Source organism: Luteimonas sp. MC1782, assembly GCF_014164605.1.
GTDB lineage: Bacteria > Pseudomonadota > Gammaproteobacteria > Xanthomonadales > Xanthomonadaceae > Luteimonas.
The window spans coordinates 161554-179356 of record NZ_JACJFT010000001.1 but is presented as its reverse complement, the minus strand read 5'-3'; the positions used below and the strand labels follow the sequence as shown (position 1 = coordinate 179356).

Genomic DNA, 17803 nt, shown 5'->3' with positions numbered 1-17803 from the left:
CAACGCTGCGTCGCGGTCAGGCCGCGCGGCGCGCCCCGCGCCACGCGGCCAGCAGCGCCCGCAGCGGCGGCACCGCCCGTTCGGGATGTGCCATGCGCGCCCGCAGCAGCGCGAGCTGGATGCCACGTGGCCGCGTGCCCGGCTGCACCGTCATTGCCGTCGCCTCTGGGATGGGGGCGGCACCGACCGCGCCGACCAGCAACGCCTTCTCGCCGGCCAGTGTGGCCAAAACCGCGGCGACCGCGCCCGCATCGACCGTGCGGCCGGCGAACAACGCTGCCTCGCACGCGGCAACCGCCTCGGCGAAGGCCTGGCCGTCCGCAGGCATGGACGCCATCGGCAGGCTGTCGTGTTCGTCCTGGTCGCGCATGGCGCGCAGCGTGGGCAGCGCCAAGCCCAGCGCGCGCCACGGCGCCTGGCACGGTTGCAGCACCGCACCCAGCGGATGCCGGCGCGCGCCCTTCTCCCAACCTGCCAGTTCCTCCTGCCACCACGCCAGCTTGGCCAGCCCTGGCGTGGGATCGCTGCCGGCCCAGGCCGCGTCGCTCAGCTCCTGCAGCAGGCTGAACCAGGCCTCCACCACGTCGCGCTGCGCCGCCGGTACGAACACCATCGCCAGCGCCCACTCTGGCCAGCGCGTGCGCCACTTGGCGACGAAGCCGGCGGCCTCGTCGCGCACATCGATGCTCACGGCCAGGCCGCCGGGTCAAGCAGGTCGCGCGGCGCGTCGGCCATGGCGTCGGCCTGCCAGGTGAGTGGGTCGTCGTGCTGCAGGCGGTAGCCCCACAGCGCGACCAGCGAGCGCATGCCGGCGGCACGCGCGGCGAGGATGTCGCGCTCGTCATCGCCCACGTACACGCAGTCGGCGGGCGCAAAGCCCAGCTGCGCCGCGGCGTGCAGCAGCGGCAGCGGGTGCGGCTTGCGTTCGGCCAGGCTGTCGCCGCCGATCAGCACCGCGCTGCGCGTCTCCCAGCCCAGCGACGGCATCAGCGCGCGCGCCAGGTACTCCGGCTTGTTGGTGATGATGCCCCAGCACGTGCCATCGGCCTCGAGTGCAGCCAGCATGGCCTCGATGCCGTCGAACGCGGCGCCGTGGCGACCGAGTTCGATGGCATAGGTGTCCAGGAACTCGCGCACGATCTCCGGCCCGACTTCGCCGCCCAGCTCGGGGAATCCGGCCGCGCTCATGGCCCGCGCGCCGCGCGAGACGTGCGGGCGCACGTCAGCAAGCTCCATCGGTGCCGCCCCGCGCGCGGCGCGCATGCGGTTGAGGGTGGCGGCCATGTCCGGGGCGCTGTCGAGCAGGGTGCCGTCGAGATCGAACAGCACGCAGCGCGGGAAGCGGCCGCCCTGCCCGGCCGGCGACGCAGCTCCGCTCACGCCGCGTCCGGCCTGCGCGCGCAGGCGAGGTAGTTGACGTCGGTGCGCGACGACAGCCGCGCCGCGTTGCGCCAGGGCTCGTAGACCATGCCGCTGACGTCCTCCAGCTCCAGCCCCGCACCGCGCAACCATGCCGCGAGCTCGGAAGGCTTGATGAAGTCGCGGTACTGGTGGGTGCCGCGCGGCAGCAGCCGCGCGATGTACTCGGCGCCGACGATCGCCAGCGCGAACGCCGCCGGTGTGCGGTTGAGCGTGGACACGAACAGCCGGCCGCCCGGCTTCAGCAGGCGCGCGCAGGCGCCGAGGATGGCGCCCGGGTCGGGCACGTGCTCGAGCATTTCCATGCAGGTCACGGTATCGAACGCGCCCGGCATTTCGTCGGCCAGCGCTTCCACCGACTGCAGCCGGTAGTCGACCTTGAGGCCGGACTCCAGCCCGTGCAGGCGCGCGACCTTGACCAGCTCGTCGGCGAGGTCGATCGCGGTGACCTCGGCGCCGATGCGCGCCATGGCCTCGCTCAGCAGCCCGCCGCCGCAGCCCACATCCAGCACGCGGCGGCCGGGCAACGGTGCACGCGCCTGCACATACGCCAGGCGCACGGGATTGAGTGCGTGCAGCGGCTTTTGCGGGCCGTCGGGATCCCACCAGCGGGTGGCGAGCGCGGCAAACTTGTCGAGCTCGGACTGGCGAAAGTTGGGGCGTGCGTCGGATGAGGGCTGCATGGTCATGGCTGCCTGCGGTCGATGCCGGCAATGCGCTCGCGCCATTGCCGTGCGTTGGCGGTGATGGCGGCCACATCCATGTCGACCAGCTGGCGGGCGCGCAGTCGCGCGCGACCGGCGATCCAGACGTCGCTCACCTGGTGGCGGCCGGCGGCGTAGACCAGCTGCGAGACCACGTGGTGCAGAGGCTGGGTCTCGAGGTCGGAGAGTTCGATGCAGGCGAGGTCGGCCTGCTTGCCGGGCTCGATCGAGCCGACCAGGTGGTCGAGGCCCATCGCCTTCGCGCCACCGAGCGTCGCCGCGCGCAGCGCGGTGAACGCGTCGAATGCCTCGGCGTCCCGCGCCACCGCCTTGGCCAGCAGCGCCGCGGTGCGGGTTTCCGAGACCATGTCGAGGTCATTGTTGCTGGCGCAGCCGTCCGTGCCGATGGCGAGGTTCACGCCGGCGCGCTCCAGCGCGCAGGCCGGGCAGAACCCGGAGGCGAGCTTGAGGTTGGACTCGGGGCAATGCACCACGCTCACGCCGCGCGCGGCGCACAGATGGATCTCGGCATCGGTCAGCTGGGTCATGTGCACCGCGATCAGGCGGTCGTTGACCAGACCCAGGCGGTCGAGCCGCGCCAGCGGACGCTGGCCGTGCTCGCGCAGCGACTGCTCGACCTCCTGCGCGGTCTCGTGCAGGTGCAGGTGCACCGGCACGTCGAGCTGGTCGGCCAGCATGCGTACGCGCTCGAAGTTGGCGTCGCTGACGGTGTACGGCGCGTGCGGCGCGAACGCCATCGACACCAGCGGATCGTCGCGCCACTGGTCGTGGACTTCACCGGCCTTGTCGAAGTACTCGTCGTCGCTCTTCGCCCAGGCGGTGGGGAAGTCGATGACCGGCAGGCCGACCCGGGCGCGGAAGCCGTGGCGCTTGTACACCGCGGCCTGCACGTCGGGGAAGAAGTAGTTCTCGTTGGCGCAGGTGGTGCCGCCGCGCAGCATCTCCGCGATGGCGAGCGTGATGCCGTCGGCGACGAAGTCCGGTGCCATCACCGCGGCCTCGATCGGCCAGATGTGCTGCTGCAGCCACACCTTGAGCGGCAGGTCGTCGGCGATCCCGCGCAACAGGGTCATCGGATTGTGGGTGTGGGCATTGACGAAGCCCGGCACCACCACCGCGCCGGGGCGCGCCACGGTTTCGGCCGCGCGGAAACGCAGGCGCGCCTCCGCGACCGGCAGCACCGCGACGATCACGCCGTCGCGGACTGCCACTGCATGGTCCTCCAGCACCACCGCGTGCGGCTCGACCGGCACCACGAAGCCGGCCTCGAGCAGCAGGTCGCAGGCCTCGGGCGTGTCCGCTGCGGTCATCACTTGACCCGGCTGACGTACTCGCCGGAGCGGGTGTCGACCTTGATGACCTCTTCCTGGCTGACGAACAGCGGCACGCGCACCACCGCGCCGGTTTCCAGCGTGGCCGGCTTGCCGCCGCCGCCGGAGGTGTCGCCGCGCACGCCGGGATCGGTCTCGGCGATCTTGAGCTCGACGAAGTTCGGCGGCGTGACCTGGATCGGCGTGCCGTTCCACAGGGTCACCACGCAATCCTCCTCGCCCTTCAGCCACTTCTCGGCGCCGCCCATGCCGGCCTTGTCGGCCTGCACCTGCTCGAAGTTTTCCGGATCCATGAAGTGCCAGTACTCGCCGTCGGCATACAGGTAGCGCATGTCGGTATCGACCACGTCGGCGGCTTCCATGGAGTCGGTCGCCTTCATGGTGACTTCCTGCACGCGGCCCGACTTGATCAGGCGGTACTTCACGCGGGTGAACGCCTGGCCCTTGCCCGGCTTGACGTACTCGGTGTCGGTGATGACGGCCGGATCATTGTTGACCAGGATCTTCATCCCGTTCTTGACGTCGTTCATGCCATAGCTGGCCATGCGTGCTCCTGCAGGGGTTCGGCGGGGGTGGGCCGCGCGAGCGGCTAGAATGTCGCGAAATGATACTCGCAGCCCCCCTTCCCATGCAGCCACGCGGTTGGCAGCAGGCCTGGCGCGACTCGGTTCGCGACCCGCGCGAGCTGCTTGCCCTGCTCGGCCTGGAGGCCGAAGCCGGGGCTGTCCCGGAGGCCGCGCTGGCTGCATTCGCGCTGCGGGTGCCGCGCGCGTTCATCGGCCGCATGCGCCATGGCGACCGCCACGACCCGCTGCTGCGCCAGGTCCTGCCGCTGGACGAGGAACTGCGCACGGTGCCCGGGTTCGGGCTGGACGCGGTCGGCGACGGCGCCGCGCGCGTGGCCCGCGGGGTGATCCACAAGTACCAGGGCCGCGCCCTGCTGGTAGCCACCGGCAGCTGCGCGATCAACTGCCGCTACTGTTTCCGCCGCCACTTCCCCTACGCCGAAGAGACCGCGGCAAGTGGCGGCTGGGCCGCCGCTGTCGATGCGATTGCCGCCGACCCGTCGGTGAGCGAGGTGATCCTGTCCGGCGGCGACCCGCTGGCACTCGCCACCCACAAGCTGGCTGAAGTCACCGACCGCCTGCGCGCCGTGCCCCACGTGCGCCGCCTGCGCATCCACACCCGGCTGCCGGTGGTGCTGCCGGAGCGCGTGGATGACGCCCTGCTGGCGTGGCTGTCCGCCCTGCCCTGGCCGGTGGCCATGGTGGTGCACGCCAACCACGGCAACGAATTCGACGCCAACGTGGACGCCGCCATGGCCGCGCTGCGCGGCACCGGGGCCACCCTGCTCAACCAGGCGGTGCTGCTGGCGGGGGTGAACGATTCGGTGGACGCGCTGGCCACCCTGTGCGAGCGCGGCTTCGATGCCGGCGTGTTGCCCTACTACCTGCACCAGCTCGACCGCGTCGCCGGCACCGCACATTTCGAGGTGCCCGACGCACGCGCCCGCGCACTGCATGCGGCGCTGGTGGCGCGCCTGCCCGGCTATCTCGTCCCCCGGCTGGTGCGCGAAGTCGCCGGCGATGCTTCGAAACGCGCGCTTTGATGCGCACTGTCGTGGACGCCAGGCGTCGGCGCATGGCATAACGCCGCTACCACGGAGACCCACATGTCCAAGAGCCAGGATGCCGCCCTGCGGTTGATGATCGTCGACGACAGCGTCGAAGCGGCCGAAGCCATCGTCAGCACGCTGCGCAATGCCGGCATCGCGGTGCGCCCGCTGCGGCCCGCATCGGCGGAGGAGTCCGCGACGACCATCGCCGGGCAGCCGATCGACGTGGTGGTCGCCGAACAGGCGTCGGTGACCGTGCCGCTCGGGACACTGATGCAGCAGGTGCTGGCGAGCGGCAAGGACCTTCCTGTGGTGGTGGTGGCCGGGGCCATCGACGAGGCCGGCTATGTCGAGGCGCTGTCCGCCGGGGTGCGCGCGGTCACCCTGCGCGAGCGGCCGCAACTGCTGCTGGCCGCGGTGCGCGACGCCTGGGCCGATGTCGAGGCCCGGCGCGCGCTGCGCCGGCTCGAAGGCCGCCTTCGCGAAACCGAGCGCCGCTGCGATGCGCTGATCGACTCCTCGCGCGAGCCGATCGCCTACATCCACGAAGGCATGCACATCCGCGCCAACCAGGCCTACCTGGAGATGTTCGGCTACGACGATTTCGAGGACGTCGAGGGCATGTCGCTGCTCGACATGGTCGCGCCGCAGCACATCGAAGGCTTCCGCCAGCTGCTCAAGGACCTCGCCCGTGGCGACGCCCCGCCGCCGCGCCACGAACTGGAGGCGCGCGACATCAACGGCAACGCCTTTCCCGCGGCCATGGAGTTCACCCAGGCGCAGTACGAGGGCGAACCCTGCCTGCAGGTCATCTTCCGCCGCCAGGACGTGTTCGACCCGGAACTGGCGCTGGAGATCGAGGAGCTGCGCCAGCGCGACCAGGCCACCGGGCTGTTCAACCGGGCGACGTTCCTGCGCGCGCTGGAGGATGCCGTCGACGCGGTCTCCCAGGGCAGTGCGCAGCACGGCCTGCTGCTGGTCGAGCCCGACCACTACCAGCACCTGCTCGCCGATATCGGCCTGGATTCCGCCGATGGGCTGCTCGCCGCAGTAGGCGCGCGCCTGCAGTCGGTCATTGCTGTCGAGAGTGACGATGCAATCACCGCGCGCTTCGGCGAGCACACGCTTGCCGTGCTGTTGCGCAACAGCGACCACACCCGCACCCAGGCCATCGCCACGCGCGTGCTGGAGGCCTTTGCGGCCGAGCTGTTCGACATCGGCGAGCGCTCCAGCGTGATCACGGCCAGCATTGGCGGCGTACAGGTCGGCGAAAAGATCGCCAGCGTCAGCCAGGTGCTGGCCAAGGCGACCGAAGGCGTCGCCTCGGCCAACGGCACCGGCGGCAACCGCCTGGAGCTGTTCGACGCCAGCGCGGTCGACCGCGCCGAGGAAGAGCACGTCCAGGCCTGGGTGACCCGCCTGCGCGACGCGCTGGACAACGAGGGATTCGTGCTGCACTACCAGCCCGTGATCAGCCTGCAGGGCGATACCGGCGCGGTCTACGAGGCCTTCCTGCGGCTGAAGGGTGCCGACGGCGAACTGATCAAGCCGCTGACCTTCCTGCAGATCGCCGAGGAGCACGGTCTGCTCTGGGAGATCGACCGTTACGTGGTGGGCCACACCATCAAGGTGATCGGCGAGCGCATCCGCGCCGGCCGCCCGACCACGCTGCTGGTCAAGGTGAGCCAGGCGTCACTGGCCGACGACAGCCTGCCCCGCTTCATCGGCGAGCAGCTGCTTGCCCATGGCGTGCCCGGCGAGTACCTGGTGCTGGAGTTGCCCGAGGCCAAGGTGTTCACCCACCTCAAGGCGGCGCAGGCGTTCGCCGCCGCCATCGGACGCCTCGACTGCCGGATCGCACTGGAGCACTTCGGTGCGGGCCTGGATTCGTTCCAGCTGCTGGCGCACCTGAAGCCGAACATGCTGAAGATCGATCCGGGCTTCACCGAGGAGCTGGCCAAGAGCCCCGACAACCAGCAACGCGTCCGCGAGATCGCCGGCAAGGCCCGCGAGCTCGGCATCCAGACCATGGCCGAGTTCGTCAGCGATGCGGCGACGATGTCGGTGCTGTTCGGCACCGGGGTGGATTACGTGTCCGGGCACTTCCTGGCGCCGTCCGGGCCGGACATGGGTTACGACTTCGAATAAGACGGGGACTTTCGCGAGGCCACGGTCCGGCTGGAGGCTGCAGGCCGCAAGCTTCGCTGGCGTTCCGAGGCGTGCTTTCGCGAGGCCACGGCCCGGCTGGGGTCACAGGCCCGCAAGCTTCGCTGGCGTTCCGAGGCGTGCGCTTGCGGGCCTGTGACCCCAGCCTCCTCGTGATCCTGCTGCAGTGAGGAGAGTGGCTTGGACGGGACAGCGCTCTTGACGTAATGGCGTACGACGTCTCGCGCAACCACACTCCGCCATAAACCTGCACGTCGCCGCGCGCTGCAAAGGCTGTCCGCGCATGTCGGCACGCGCACGCCTCGGAACGCCAGCGAAGCGTGTCGGCATGCGCGGACAGCCGTCGCGAAGACCCACGGCGCGTGCCAACAACCCGCCACGGCCCAACACCGGCTGGCCGCGCATGCCGGCATTCGCACGCCTCGGAACGCCAGCGAAGAATGCCGGCATGTGCGGGCAGCCGCCGCCAGAACCCACGGCGCGCCCCAACAACGCGCCACAGCCCACCACAGGCTGACCGTGCCGCTGCCTCAGGCCAGCGAGCTCAGGCCAGGAAGCCTTGCTGCAGCGCGGCCTTGCCGTCGATGCTGCCGGCTTCGAGCGCACGGATGCGTTCTTCCAGCGGCGGGTGGCTCATCATCAACCGGCGCAGGCCGTGGGCCACGCCGCCGCTGATGCCGAACGCCGCGACCTGCTTGGGCAGCGTGTTGGCGCCCTGGTTGAGCGACAGGCGCCTGAGCGCGGCGACCATCTTGTCGCGGCCGGCGAGCGCCGCGCCACCGGCGTCGGCCCGGAACTCGCGGTGGCGCGAGAACCACATCGCGATCAGGCTCGCGAACAACCCGAACACCAGGTCGAGCGCGAACACGATGGCGTAGTACGCCATGCCGCCGCCGCCTTCCCGGCCATTGCTCAGGTAGCCATCCACCGCGCGCCCGACCACCCGCGCAAGCACGATCACGAACGTGTTCAGCACCCCCTGCAGCAGCGCCATGGTCACCATGTCGCCGTTGGCCACGTGGCTGATCTCGTGCGCCAGCACGGCCTCGGCCTCGCCATGGTCCATCGAACGCAGCAGCCCGGTCGACACCGCGACCAGCGCGTTGTTGCGGCTCGCGCCGGTCGCGAAGGCGTTGATCTCCGGCGCCTCGTACACGGCCACTTCGGGCATGCCGATGCCGGCGGCCTGCGCCTGGCGGGCGACGGTGTCCACCAGCCAGCGCTCGGTCTCGTTGCGCGGCTGGGTGATGACGTGCAGCCCGGCGGCGCGCTTGGCCACCCACTTCGACGACAGCAGCGAGATCAGCGAACCGCCGAAGCCGAACAGCAGCGCCATCACCAGCAACCCGCCCATCGACTGCGGGTTGATGCCGAACACGGACATGATGATGCTGAGCAGCGCGAGCACTGCCAGGTTGGTGGCAAGGAAAAGAGCGACGCGCTTGAGCATGGCGGGTGTCCTGGGATGACGCGGGGATAACGTGCAAATTGTGGCCATGCACGCTTAAATTCAAGCCGACGCCCAGGTTGCCGCCCGTGCCCAGCCAGCCACCCGATCCACCGTCGCGGCCGCCGTACCGCGGCCGCTTCGCACCCTCGCCCACCGGCCCCCTGCATTTCGGCTCACTGCTGGTGGCCTTCGGCAGCTGGCTGCTGGCGCGCCGCGCCGGCGGCGAGTGGCTGGTGCGGGTGGAGGACGTCGACCCGCCGCGCGAGGCGGTTGGCGCCGCACGCGCGCAACTGCGCACCCTGGACGCGTTCGGCCTGCACCCGGATGGCGCGGTGGAGTACCAGTCGCGGCGCGGGGCGCTGTACGCGGCGGCGCTGGCGCGCCTGGCCGAGGCCGGCCTGGCATTCGAGTGCCACTGCAGCCGTGCAGACCTGGTCGCCAGCGGCGGAATCCACCGCCGCTGCGTGTCCGGCGCACGACGTGCCGATCCCGCGATGCGGCTGCGCGTGCCCGACGGCACGCGCATCGCATTCGACGACGGCGCGCACGGCCGCATCGTCCAGGATGTCGCGCGCGAGGTCGGCGACTTCGTGCTGCGCCGCGCCGACGGCCCCTGGGCGTACCAGCTTGCCGTGGTCGTCGACGATGCCGCGCAGGGCATCACCGACATCGTGCGCGGCGCCGACCTGCTCGACTCCACCCCGCGCCAGTTGCTGCTGCAGCAGGCGCTGGGCCTGCCGCGGCCACGCTACCTGCACCTGCCGCTGGTGCTCGGCGCCGATGGCCGCAAGCTGTCGAAATCGCTGCACGCGATGCCGGTCGATGACGCCCGCCCGCTGCCGGCGCTGCGTGCCGCGTGGCGCGCGCTGGGCCAGGACCCGTGCGCGTTGCCACCACGGGCCGCGCTCGCACCGTTCCTGGCCGCGGCGGTGGCGGCGGTCGATCCCGCCCGCATCCCGCAGGCGCCGGTGGCCATCGCCGCATTGCACAACGGCCCCGCAATGGATGGCGCATAGAATCCGCGGCAACGGACGCGTCGGGCGTCCATGCAACGGGGAGCGCGGACATGCAAGGACGGGTGGCATTGGTGACCGGCGGGACCGGCGGCATCGGCACGGCGATCTGCAAGCGGCTGGCGGACGCGGGCTACCGCGTGGCCACCAACTACCGCAACGAGGAGCGCGCGAAAGCGTGGCAGCAGGAGATGCGTGCCCAGGGTTGCGAGGTGGCGCTTGCGCGCGGCGACGTGTCCAGTGCCGAAGACGCGGCCGCCATGGTGCGCGACGTGGAGGCGCAGCTCGGCCCGGTCGACATCCTGGTCAACAACGCCGGCATCACCCGCGACGGCACCTTCCACAAGATGACCGCCGAGCACTGGAACGAGGTCATCGACACCAACCTCAACTCCTGCTTCAACGTCACCCGCGCGGTGATCGAGGGCATGCGCGAGCGCAAGTGGGGCCGCATCATCCAGATCAGCTCGATCAACGGCCAGAAGGGCCAGTACGGCCAGGCCAACTACGCCGCCGCCAAGGCCGGCATGCACGGCTTCACGATTTCGCTGGCGCAGGAAAACGCGCGGTTCGGCATCACCGTCAACACCGTGTCCCCGGGCTACATCGGCACCGACATGGTGATGGCGGTGCCCGAGGCCGTGCGCGAGAAGATCGTCGCCCAGATCCCCACCGGCAGGCTGGGCCGCCCCGATGAAATCGCCTACGCGGTGGCATTCTTCCTGCCTGACGAAGCCGCCTGGATCACCGGCGCCAACCTCTCGGCCAACGGCGGCCAATACATGGGCTGGTGAACGCGGCGGCGCCCTCCGGGCGCCGGTTGCAAGCCCTGCTGCACTGCGCCATGCTGCGGGCAAGTCCCGTTTTCAGAGCGCCTGCTCCATGGCCATGCGCGTCATCAAGAAGTATCCCAACCGCCGTCTCTACGACACCGAGATCTCGAGCTACATCACCATCGAGGACGTCCGGCAGCTGATCGTCGACGGCGAGGACTTCGAGGTCCGCGACGCCAAGAGCGGCGACGACCTGACCCGCCAGGTGCTGCTGCAGATCATCACCGAGCACGAGCAGGACGGGCAGCCGATGCTGTCCACCGAGTTGCTCAGCCAGATCATCCGCTTCTACGGCGATTCCCTGCAGGGCTTCATGGGGACCTACCTCGAGCGTTCGATGCATACGTTCCTCGAGCAGCAGCAGCAGTTCCGCCAGCAGATGGGCGGGATGCTCGGGCAGACGCCGTGGGCGATGGTGAACCAGCTCACCGAGCGCAACATGGCGATGTGGCAGGAGCTGCAGAAGAGCCTCGTCGCCGGTGTGGCGCACCCGTCCGGGGAGCCGGCCGGCAAGGCGGACAAGACCGACAGCACCGCCGCCGGCAACCAGAAGCCACGCGGCAAGTGAGCGCCACCATGGGGAAACGCGTTGCCGTCGTCACCGGCGGCATCGGCGGGCTGGGCACGGCCATCTGCCGGACGCTCGCCGCGTCGGGCCAGCGCGTGATCGCCGCCGACCTCGGACGCGATGCCGCACGTGTCGAAGCCTTCGAAGCCGCGGTCGCCGGGCTGGACGTGGCCTTCATGCCGCTGGATGTCACCGATTTCGACGCCTGCGGCGCCCTGGTGGCCAGCGTCGAGTCCGGCGAAGGCCGCCTGGACGTACTGGTCAACGCCGCCGGCATCACCCGCGACGGCACGCTGCGCAAGATGGATCGCAGCCACTGGGATGCGGTACTGTCGGTGAACCTGGATGGCGTGTTCAACATCTGCCGCCATGCGCTCGAGGGCATGACGGCTCGCGGCCATGGCCGTATCGTCAACATCAGTTCGGTGAACGGGCAGACGGGCCAGTTCGGGCAGACCAACTACGCCGCCGCCAAGGCCGGCATGCACGGCTTCACCATGGCCCTGGCGCGCGAAGTTGCGCGCAAGGGCGTGACCGTCAACTCGGTGTCACCCGGCTATTGCGAAACCGCGCTGGTGATGGCCATCCCCGAAGACATCCGCGCCGGCATCGTCGACCAGGTGCCCGTCGGCCGCCTCGGCCGCCCCGACGAGATCGCCCGCACCGTCGCCTTCCTCGCCGCCGAGGACGCCGGCTACATCACCGGCGCCAACATCCCCGTCAACGGCGGGATGTTCATGAGCTTCTGATCTGCCCGGAAAGCCTTCTTGCCGCGGATCTACGCGCATTCAGCGCGCGGCCGTAGCCCCCTGCGGGCAGAAGCGTTTCTGGTATTCCATCGCCTTGGGCATCAGCGACTGCAGGTTCTCGATGCGCGTGCCGGGATTGGGATGCGTGGACGAGAACTCCGGCGGGGCTTCGCCGCCACTGGACGCGCTCATGCGCTCCCACAGCGGCACCGCTTCCTGCGGGTCGTAGCAGGCGGCGGCGGCGAGCATCAGGCCGACCACGTCGGCTTCGGTCTCGTGCTTGCGCGCGTACGGCAACAGGTAGCCGTAGCCCATCGCGGCCATCACCATCTGCTGCTGCTGCGGGTCCATGCCGCTCATCGCGCCCGCCATCTGCCCGACCTGGGTCAGCTTCTGCTGCGCCATGCGCTGCGCACCGTGGCGCAGCAGGGCGTGGGCGATCTCGTGGCCCATCACCACCGCCATCGCATCGTCGTTCTGCGCCACCGGCACCAGGCCCGTGTACACCGCCATCTTGCCGCCGGGGAGGCAGAAGGCATTCGCCTGCTCGGACTGGATGACATTGACGTCCCACTCGAAGCCGGCCGAGAAGCCCGGCGCCTGCTGCCCGTTTTCCGCCGCCAGCGCCGCCTCCACTTCAGGCACCTTGGCGATCAGCCGCTGCGCGATTTCGCGGATCTCGCGCGCGATCGGCAGGTTGGGGTCCACCGGCCGTTCGGTCGACAGGATTTCCTCGTAGGCCTGCAGGCCCAGCGCCTTTTCGTCCTCGATCGACAGCGACTTGTCGATCAGCACCTTCTCGCCGGTCACCGGGTCGACGGTCTGGTTGGAGAAGTAGTAGTAGGCGCCATAGCCGAGGAAAGCGATCAGGATCAGGATCCTGGGATTGAAGCCGCGACGCGGCGACGACTGGCGCTGCTGTTGACGTCCCAACGGGTCCTGACGCATTCGCCTTGCTCCTGCCCTGGTTTCAGATGTCGCGCGCGACGCGGAACCCCACGCGCGCATTGGTGTTGTCGACCGGTGCCGGTGCGCGCCAGGCGCTGCGCGTCTGCACCGGCGAGCTCGCCCAGGCACCGCCGCGCACCACCTGCGTGCGGCAACCCGGATTCACCCAGGCCGCGCCGTCACCAGGAGCCCGCCGATAGCTGTCATGCCAGCAGTCGGCGACCCATTCGCTGACATTGCCCGCGAGGTCGTGAAGACCGAATGCATTTGCCGAGAAACTCCCCACCGGCGCGGGACCCCAGTGGCCGTCTTCGTAATCGGCGAACGCGTTGCTCCAGCTGCGCCCACCCGGCGAGCGGTCGCCGGCCCCGGTGAGGTTGCCAGCGCCGGGGGGAGGCGCGGCGTCGCCCCACGGGTACTGGCCACTGCCACCGGCGCGCAGCGCGTACTCGAATTCCGCCTCGCTCGGCAGACGGTAGCGCTGGCCCGTCACTGATGCCAACCAGTCGGCATAGGCCTGCGCGTCGCGTGCACTGACGTGCACCACCGGCAACACCCCATCGGCGGGCGCGCCTGAAAAATCGGTGCGCCAGTCAGCCTTGCTGCGGCGCACGAAGTTGCCGCTGCGCTCGTCGTAGCTCATCGAGAACCCGCGCCGCTCGGCCCGGCTGCGATGACCGGTGGCCTCGACGAACCTGCGGAACTCCGCCACGGTCACCTCGTGCCGTGACAGCGCGAAGCCGCGATCGAAGCGCAGGTTGCGGCTCGGGCGCTCGCTGTCTTCCGCATCCCGGTCATCGGCTCCGGCACCCATGGTGAAGCCGCCGTGCGGCACCACCACCATCTGCGGTCCGCGCCCACCGCCGGCGGCATCGGTGAACCGCTGGCCGGGCCGGAAGCTGCCGTAGTGCACCGCCAGGTCGATGCGCTCGCGCAACTCGACCACCGCCGGATCGCCGGGCGCGGCCAGGGTGAGCATCTGCGCCAGGCGGGTGCGCGCGCGCTCGATGCCGTCGGCGGCATGCAGCGCGGCCATCGCCTCGTCGCGCAGGGCCAGCACGCGCGCACGGCGCATGGTGGCCACGCGATCGCGCGCATCGGGGATCGTGGCACTGCCCTCGCGCACCTTGGACGCATGCGCAAGCCAGGCCTCGGCGGCGTCGAAATCGCCCTTCGCCGCGGCGTCTTCGGCGCGCCGGATCAGCGCACTCTCGACCGCGGCCAGGGTCTGCATGGCGCGCGGCTGGCCTTTGGACAGGGCGAGCACCTCGCGCACGCGGGCCAGCGCGCCGCCACCGTCTTCGCCGAGCCGCCCGGCGCGCAGTTCACCTTCGGCGGTGCGGTTGAGCTCCCACAGCTGTTCGGCACGGTCGACCTTCGCCAGGTACCCGCGCACCGCCTTGTCAGCCGGACGCAGGCTGCGCGCGACCGCAGCGACCTGCTGCGCGCGGCGCAGGGCCGCGATGTCGTCGCCGGCACCGGCCAGCGCCTGGTCGCCCTGCGCGAGCAGGTCCTGCAGCGCGCGATCCAGGCCGGCCCGCGCCGTGCGGTCGTCGCCATCGCGGTCCAGGATGGCGAGATACAGCGGTATCGCCGATCCCGGACCGGCATCGAGGTCGCCGGCTTCAAGCGCCGCCTGCGCGCGCGCACGGGTCACTGCCATGTCTTCGTCGTCTTCAGGCAGGTCCACGTGCGGCGCGCGCCACGTCAGGCGCTCGGCGATGCCGTCATCACCCGTGATGGTGACGCTGCCATCGCCGGTGGCGGCGCCGGCGGCATCGGCGTTGGGATCGGTGTCACCGGCGTCGCGGTTGCAGGCGGCCAGCAGCGCGACCGCCAGCGTGACCAGGGCGATGACGGGCGCACGGCAACGTGGGCGGGCGGAGGCTGGGCGCGGGGCATTCACGGGCGCCAGATTACGGCAAGCGGCCGCATCCGCGCAGCGGCCCGCGCCGCTGGGCGCCTGTGACGGCGTTTGCCGACCATGCCGCGTGGTCGGTAAGCTGGCGCCGATGGACCAAGACTTCACCTGGATTGCCGAGCCGGCCGCCCTGCTCGCCCGCTTCGAAACACGCCCCGCCCGCATCGGCCTGGATACCGAGTTCATCCGCGAACGCACCTGGTGGCCGCAACTGGCCCTGGTGCAGATCGCCGTGCACGACGAGATCCTGCTGGTCGACACACTGGCACCCGGCACCTGCGAGGCGCTGCGCCCGATCCTGCTGGATCCCGCGATCACCAAGGTGATGCACAGCGCCAGCGAGGACCTGATCGCATTCCGCCGCGCCTGCGACGCCGTGCCCGAGGGCCTGTTCGACACCCAGGTCGCGGCGGCGATCGGCGGGGTGGCCGCCGGTGCCGGCTACCAGAAGCTGGTGGCGGAGATCCTCGGCGTGACGCTGTCCAAGGGCGAGACGCGTTCCGAATGGCTGCGGCGGCCGCTGTCCGATGCGCAGCTGGCCTATGCCGCCGATGACGTGCGCCACCTGTTCGCCCTGCATGACCATCTGCGCGAGCGCCTCGAAGCGCTCGGGCGCATGGACTGGTTGAAAGAGGACTGCGCGCGCATGCGCGACACCGCGTGCAGCGACCCCCTGGAGCGCTGGCCACACTTGCCGATCCGCGCCGCGCAATACCTCGACGGCGATGGCCAGCGCCGCCTGCTGCGCCTGCTGCGCTGGCGCGACGCCTGGGCACGCGAGCACGACCGGCCGCGCACCTGGGTGCTGGACAACGATCTCGCCGCCGGCATCGCCCGCGCCAATCCCGCGGATACCGGTGCGCTGAAGCAGCTGCTCGATGCCCACCCCAAGGCGCCGCGCAAGCTGGGTGCCGAACTCTGGACCGCCCTGGGCACGCCGCTTGCCGACGAGGCCGACGCGCCTCCGATCCGCACCGAGGAGCGCGACAAGGCCGCCGTGCGCCGCCTGCAGGACGCCGTGGCCGCGCGCAGCGCCGAACTCGGCCTTCCCGATGGCGTGCTCGCCTCGCGGCGTCGCCTGGAATCGCTGCTCGACGACGGCGACTGGTCGGTGCTGGGCGGCTGGCGCCGGGAGCTGCTGGCACCCACGCTGGCGCCATTGCTCGCCGGCGCCACGCAGGGTTTGCCGAGCGGCGGAAGCACCGTATAGAATCCGCGGATCGTGGGGCGGTAGCTCAGCTGGGAGAGCGTCGCGTTCGCATCGCGAAGGTCAGGGGTTCGATCCCCCTCCGCTCCACCACGATTCCAGACGCCCGACCGGCAACGGTCGGGCGTTTTTCTTTTTGCCGGCACCGTGCGCGGCGTGCCAAAATCGCGGGTTGCAGCCCCCGTAGCTCAGCTGGATAGAGCGTCCCCCTCCTAAGGGGAAGGTCGTGCGTTCGAATCGCGCCGGGGGCACCACTCTCATCGCATCGACGGACGGTCGCCCCTGGGCCCGCCGCCGCGGCGCACGATCGCAGGAGCCTGCCATGTCCCACCCCGTCCTCACCGCCCTCGGCCTGTCGGCCCACGAGTCCGGCACCTTCCTTGGTGGCGGCGAATGGTCGAAGACCGCCGATGCCGGTGTGCTCGAGCCGGTCAATCCGAGTACTGGCGAGGTGCTGGCCAAGGTCAATGCGACCTCGCAGGCCGACTACGAACTGATCGTCGAGCGCGCGCAGGCCGCCTTCAAGGTCTGGCGCACCACGCCCGCCCCGCGCCGCGGCGAAGCCATCCGCCTGTGCGCCGACGCACTGCGCGCGCACAAGGACCAGTTGGGCTCGCTGGTCGCGCTCGAAATGGGCAAGTCGAAGCCGGAAGGCGATGGCGAGGTCCAGGAGATGATCGACATCGGCGACTTCGCCGTCGGCCTGTCGCGCCAGCTGTACGGCCTGACCATGCATTCCGAGCGCCCGGGCCACCGCATGTACGAGCAGTGGCATCCGCTGGGCATCGTCGGCATCATCTCGGCGTTCAACTTCCCGGTCGCGGTCTGGGCGTGGAACTCGTTCATCGCCGCGGTCTGTGGCGACATCTCGATCTGGAAGCCCTCGGGCAAGACCCCGCTGTCGGCGATCGCGTCGATGCGCATCTGCAACGAGGCGCTGGCCAAGGCCGGCTTCCCCGACCTGTTCTTCCTGTTCAACGATGCCGGCAACGACCTCGCCGAGCGCTTCGTGGACGACAAGCGCATCGCGCTGGTGAGCTTCACCGGCTCCACGCGCGTCGGCCGCCAGGTCGGTGAGCGCGTCGCGCGCCGCATGGGCCGCTCGCTGCTGGAACTGGGCGGCAACAACGCGATCATCGTCGACGAGACCGCGGACCTCGCGCTCGCCATCCCGGCGATCGCCTTCGGCGCCGTCGGCACCGCCGGCCAGCGCTGCACCAGCACCCGCCGCGTGTTCATCCACGAGTCGATCTTCGACGAGGTGCTGGGCAAGCTGAAGACCGCCTACGCGCAGGTCGAGAAGAAGATCGGCGACCCGACGGATGCCGCCAACCTGATGGGCCCGCTCAACAGCCAGTCCGCGGTCGACGCCTTCCTGGCGGCGATCGAGCAGGCCAAGGCCGCCGGCGGCAAGGTCGAGAGCGGCGGCACCGCGCTCACCGACCGCAAGGGCTTCTTCGTGCTGCCGACCATCATCACCGGCCTGGCCAACAGCGCCGAGGTGGTGCAGACCGAGACCTTCGCGCCGATCCTGTACGTGATGAAGTACTCGCAGCTCGACGAGGCGATCGCCATGCAGAACGATGTGCCGCAGGGCCTGTCGTCGTCGATCTTCACCACCAACCTCAAGCGCGCCGAGGCGTTCCTGTCGGCGGCCGGTTCGGACTGCGGCATCGCCAACGTCAACATCGGCACCTCGGGCGCCGAGATCGGCGGGGCGTTCGGCGGCGAGAAGGAAACCGGCGGCGGGCGCGAGTCCGGCTCCGACGCCTGGCGCGCCTACATGCGCCGCCAGACCAACACCATCAACTACTCGGACGCGCTGCCGCTGGCCCAGGGCATCAAGTTCGATATCTGA

At 70.4% G+C, this 17803-nt stretch carries 16 protein-coding genes and 2 tRNA genes; 10 read left to right on the top strand and 8 right to left on the bottom strand.

Annotated elements, in window-relative coordinates; translation table 11 throughout:
- Positions 1-16: 16 nt before the first annotated feature.
- From H5368_RS00890 to efp, 5 genes are read right to left on the bottom strand one after another with little or no spacing between them, the layout of a single operon-like run.
- Positions 17-691, bottom strand: coding sequence for a phytoene/squalene synthase family protein (locus H5368_RS00890; protein WP_182820534.1), 675 nt, complete (start codon positions 689-691; stop codon positions 17-19).
- A complete protein-coding gene (gene gph / locus H5368_RS00885; RefSeq protein WP_182820533.1) occupies positions 688-1380 on the bottom strand; it encodes a phosphoglycolate phosphatase in 693 nt (230 codons plus the stop codon). Before gph ends, H5368_RS00890 begins: the two co-directional genes overlap by 4 nt.
- A complete protein-coding gene (gene ubiG / locus H5368_RS00880) occupies positions 1377-2102 on the bottom strand; it encodes a bifunctional 2-polyprenyl-6-hydroxyphenol methylase/3-demethylubiquinol 3-O-methyltransferase UbiG (RefSeq protein WP_182823631.1) in 726 nt (241 codons plus the stop codon). Before ubiG ends, gph begins: the two co-directional genes overlap by 4 nt.
- 2 nt (positions 2103-2104) lie before the next feature.
- On the bottom strand, positions 2105-3454 hold the full coding sequence (locus tag H5368_RS00875; protein ID WP_182820532.1) for a TRZ/ATZ family hydrolase: 1350 nt from the start codon (positions 3452-3454) through the stop codon (positions 2105-2107).
- Positions 3454-4020: an elongation factor P gene (efp, locus tag H5368_RS00870; RefSeq protein ID WP_182820531.1), complete on the bottom strand. Its 567-nt coding sequence runs from the start codon at positions 4018-4020 to the stop codon at positions 3454-3456. Before efp ends, H5368_RS00875 begins: the two co-directional genes overlap by 1 nt.
- Before the next feature lie 59 nt (positions 4021-4079).
- Between efp and epmB the strand changes: the two genes are divergently transcribed.
- Positions 4080-5084, top strand: coding sequence for an EF-P beta-lysylation protein EpmB (epmB, locus tag H5368_RS00865; RefSeq protein WP_182820530.1), 1005 nt, complete (start codon positions 4080-4082; stop codon positions 5082-5084).
- 63 nt (positions 5085-5147) lie between these two features.
- Entirely contained in the window at positions 5148-7238 is a 2091-nt protein-coding gene (locus tag H5368_RS00860; RefSeq protein ID WP_182820529.1) for an EAL domain-containing protein, read from the top strand.
- Between the two features lie 562 nt (positions 7239-7800).
- Here H5368_RS00860 and htpX read toward each other — a convergent pair.
- Complete coding sequence (gene htpX, locus H5368_RS00855) at positions 7801-8706, bottom strand: protease HtpX (protein ID WP_182820528.1); 906 nt, start codon at positions 8704-8706, stop codon at positions 7801-7803.
- 86 nt (positions 8707-8792) lie between these two features.
- Between htpX and gluQRS the strand changes: the two genes are divergently transcribed.
- The 4 genes from gluQRS to phbB all read left to right on the top strand — a co-directional run bounded on the left by gluQRS (position 8793) and on the right by phbB (position 11869).
- Entirely contained in the window at positions 8793-9722 is a 930-nt protein-coding gene (gluQRS, locus tag H5368_RS00850) for a tRNA glutamyl-Q(34) synthetase GluQRS (protein ID WP_182820527.1), read from the top strand.
- A gap of 50 nt (positions 9723-9772) precedes the next feature.
- On the top strand, positions 9773-10513 hold the full coding sequence (locus H5368_RS00845) for a beta-ketoacyl-ACP reductase (protein ID WP_182820526.1): 741 nt from the start codon (positions 9773-9775) through the stop codon (positions 10511-10513).
- An 88-nt stretch (positions 10514-10601) separates the two neighbouring features.
- A complete protein-coding gene (gene phaR, locus H5368_RS00840) occupies positions 10602-11120 on the top strand; it encodes a polyhydroxyalkanoate synthesis repressor PhaR (RefSeq protein WP_182820525.1) in 519 nt (172 codons plus the stop codon).
- A gap of 8 nt (positions 11121-11128) precedes the next feature.
- Positions 11129-11869, top strand: a complete 741-nt coding sequence (gene phbB, locus H5368_RS00835) for an acetoacetyl-CoA reductase (protein WP_182820524.1) — start codon at positions 11129-11131, stop codon at positions 11867-11869.
- A 39-nt stretch (positions 11870-11908) separates the two neighbouring features.
- Here the strand turns inward: phbB and H5368_RS00830 are convergent, their stop codons facing one another.
- Together H5368_RS00830 and H5368_RS00825 are read right to left on the bottom strand one after the other, a co-directional pair.
- The gene (locus tag H5368_RS00830) at positions 11909-12817 is read right to left on the bottom strand and encodes a M48 family metallopeptidase (protein WP_182820523.1); all 909 of its coding nucleotides are present in this window, start codon (positions 12815-12817) and stop codon (positions 11909-11911) included.
- Positions 12818-12839: 22 nt separating this feature from the next.
- Positions 12840-14723, bottom strand: a complete 1884-nt coding sequence (locus H5368_RS00825) for an SUMF1/EgtB/PvdO family nonheme iron enzyme (protein ID WP_343203867.1) — start codon at positions 14721-14723, stop codon at positions 12840-12842.
- A 106-nt stretch (positions 14724-14829) separates the two neighbouring features.
- Here H5368_RS00825 and rnd point away from each other — a divergent pair, with 106 nt between their 5' ends.
- The 4 genes from rnd to H5368_RS00805 all read left to right on the top strand — a co-directional run bounded on the left by rnd (position 14830) and on the right by H5368_RS00805 (position 17803).
- Positions 14830-15948, top strand: coding sequence for a ribonuclease D (rnd, locus tag H5368_RS00820; RefSeq protein ID WP_182820521.1), 1119 nt, complete (start codon positions 14830-14832; stop codon positions 15946-15948).
- Between the two features lie 14 nt (positions 15949-15962).
- A tRNA-Ala gene (locus H5368_RS00815) sits at positions 15963-16038 on the top strand.
- A gap of 84 nt (positions 16039-16122) precedes the next feature.
- Positions 16123-16199 (top strand) — tRNA-Arg (locus H5368_RS00810).
- Positions 16200-16267: 68 nt separating this feature from the next.
- Positions 16268-17803 (top strand): aldehyde dehydrogenase family protein, encoded by a 1536-nt coding sequence (locus H5368_RS00805; protein WP_182820520.1) that lies wholly within the window; start codon positions 16268-16270, stop codon positions 17801-17803.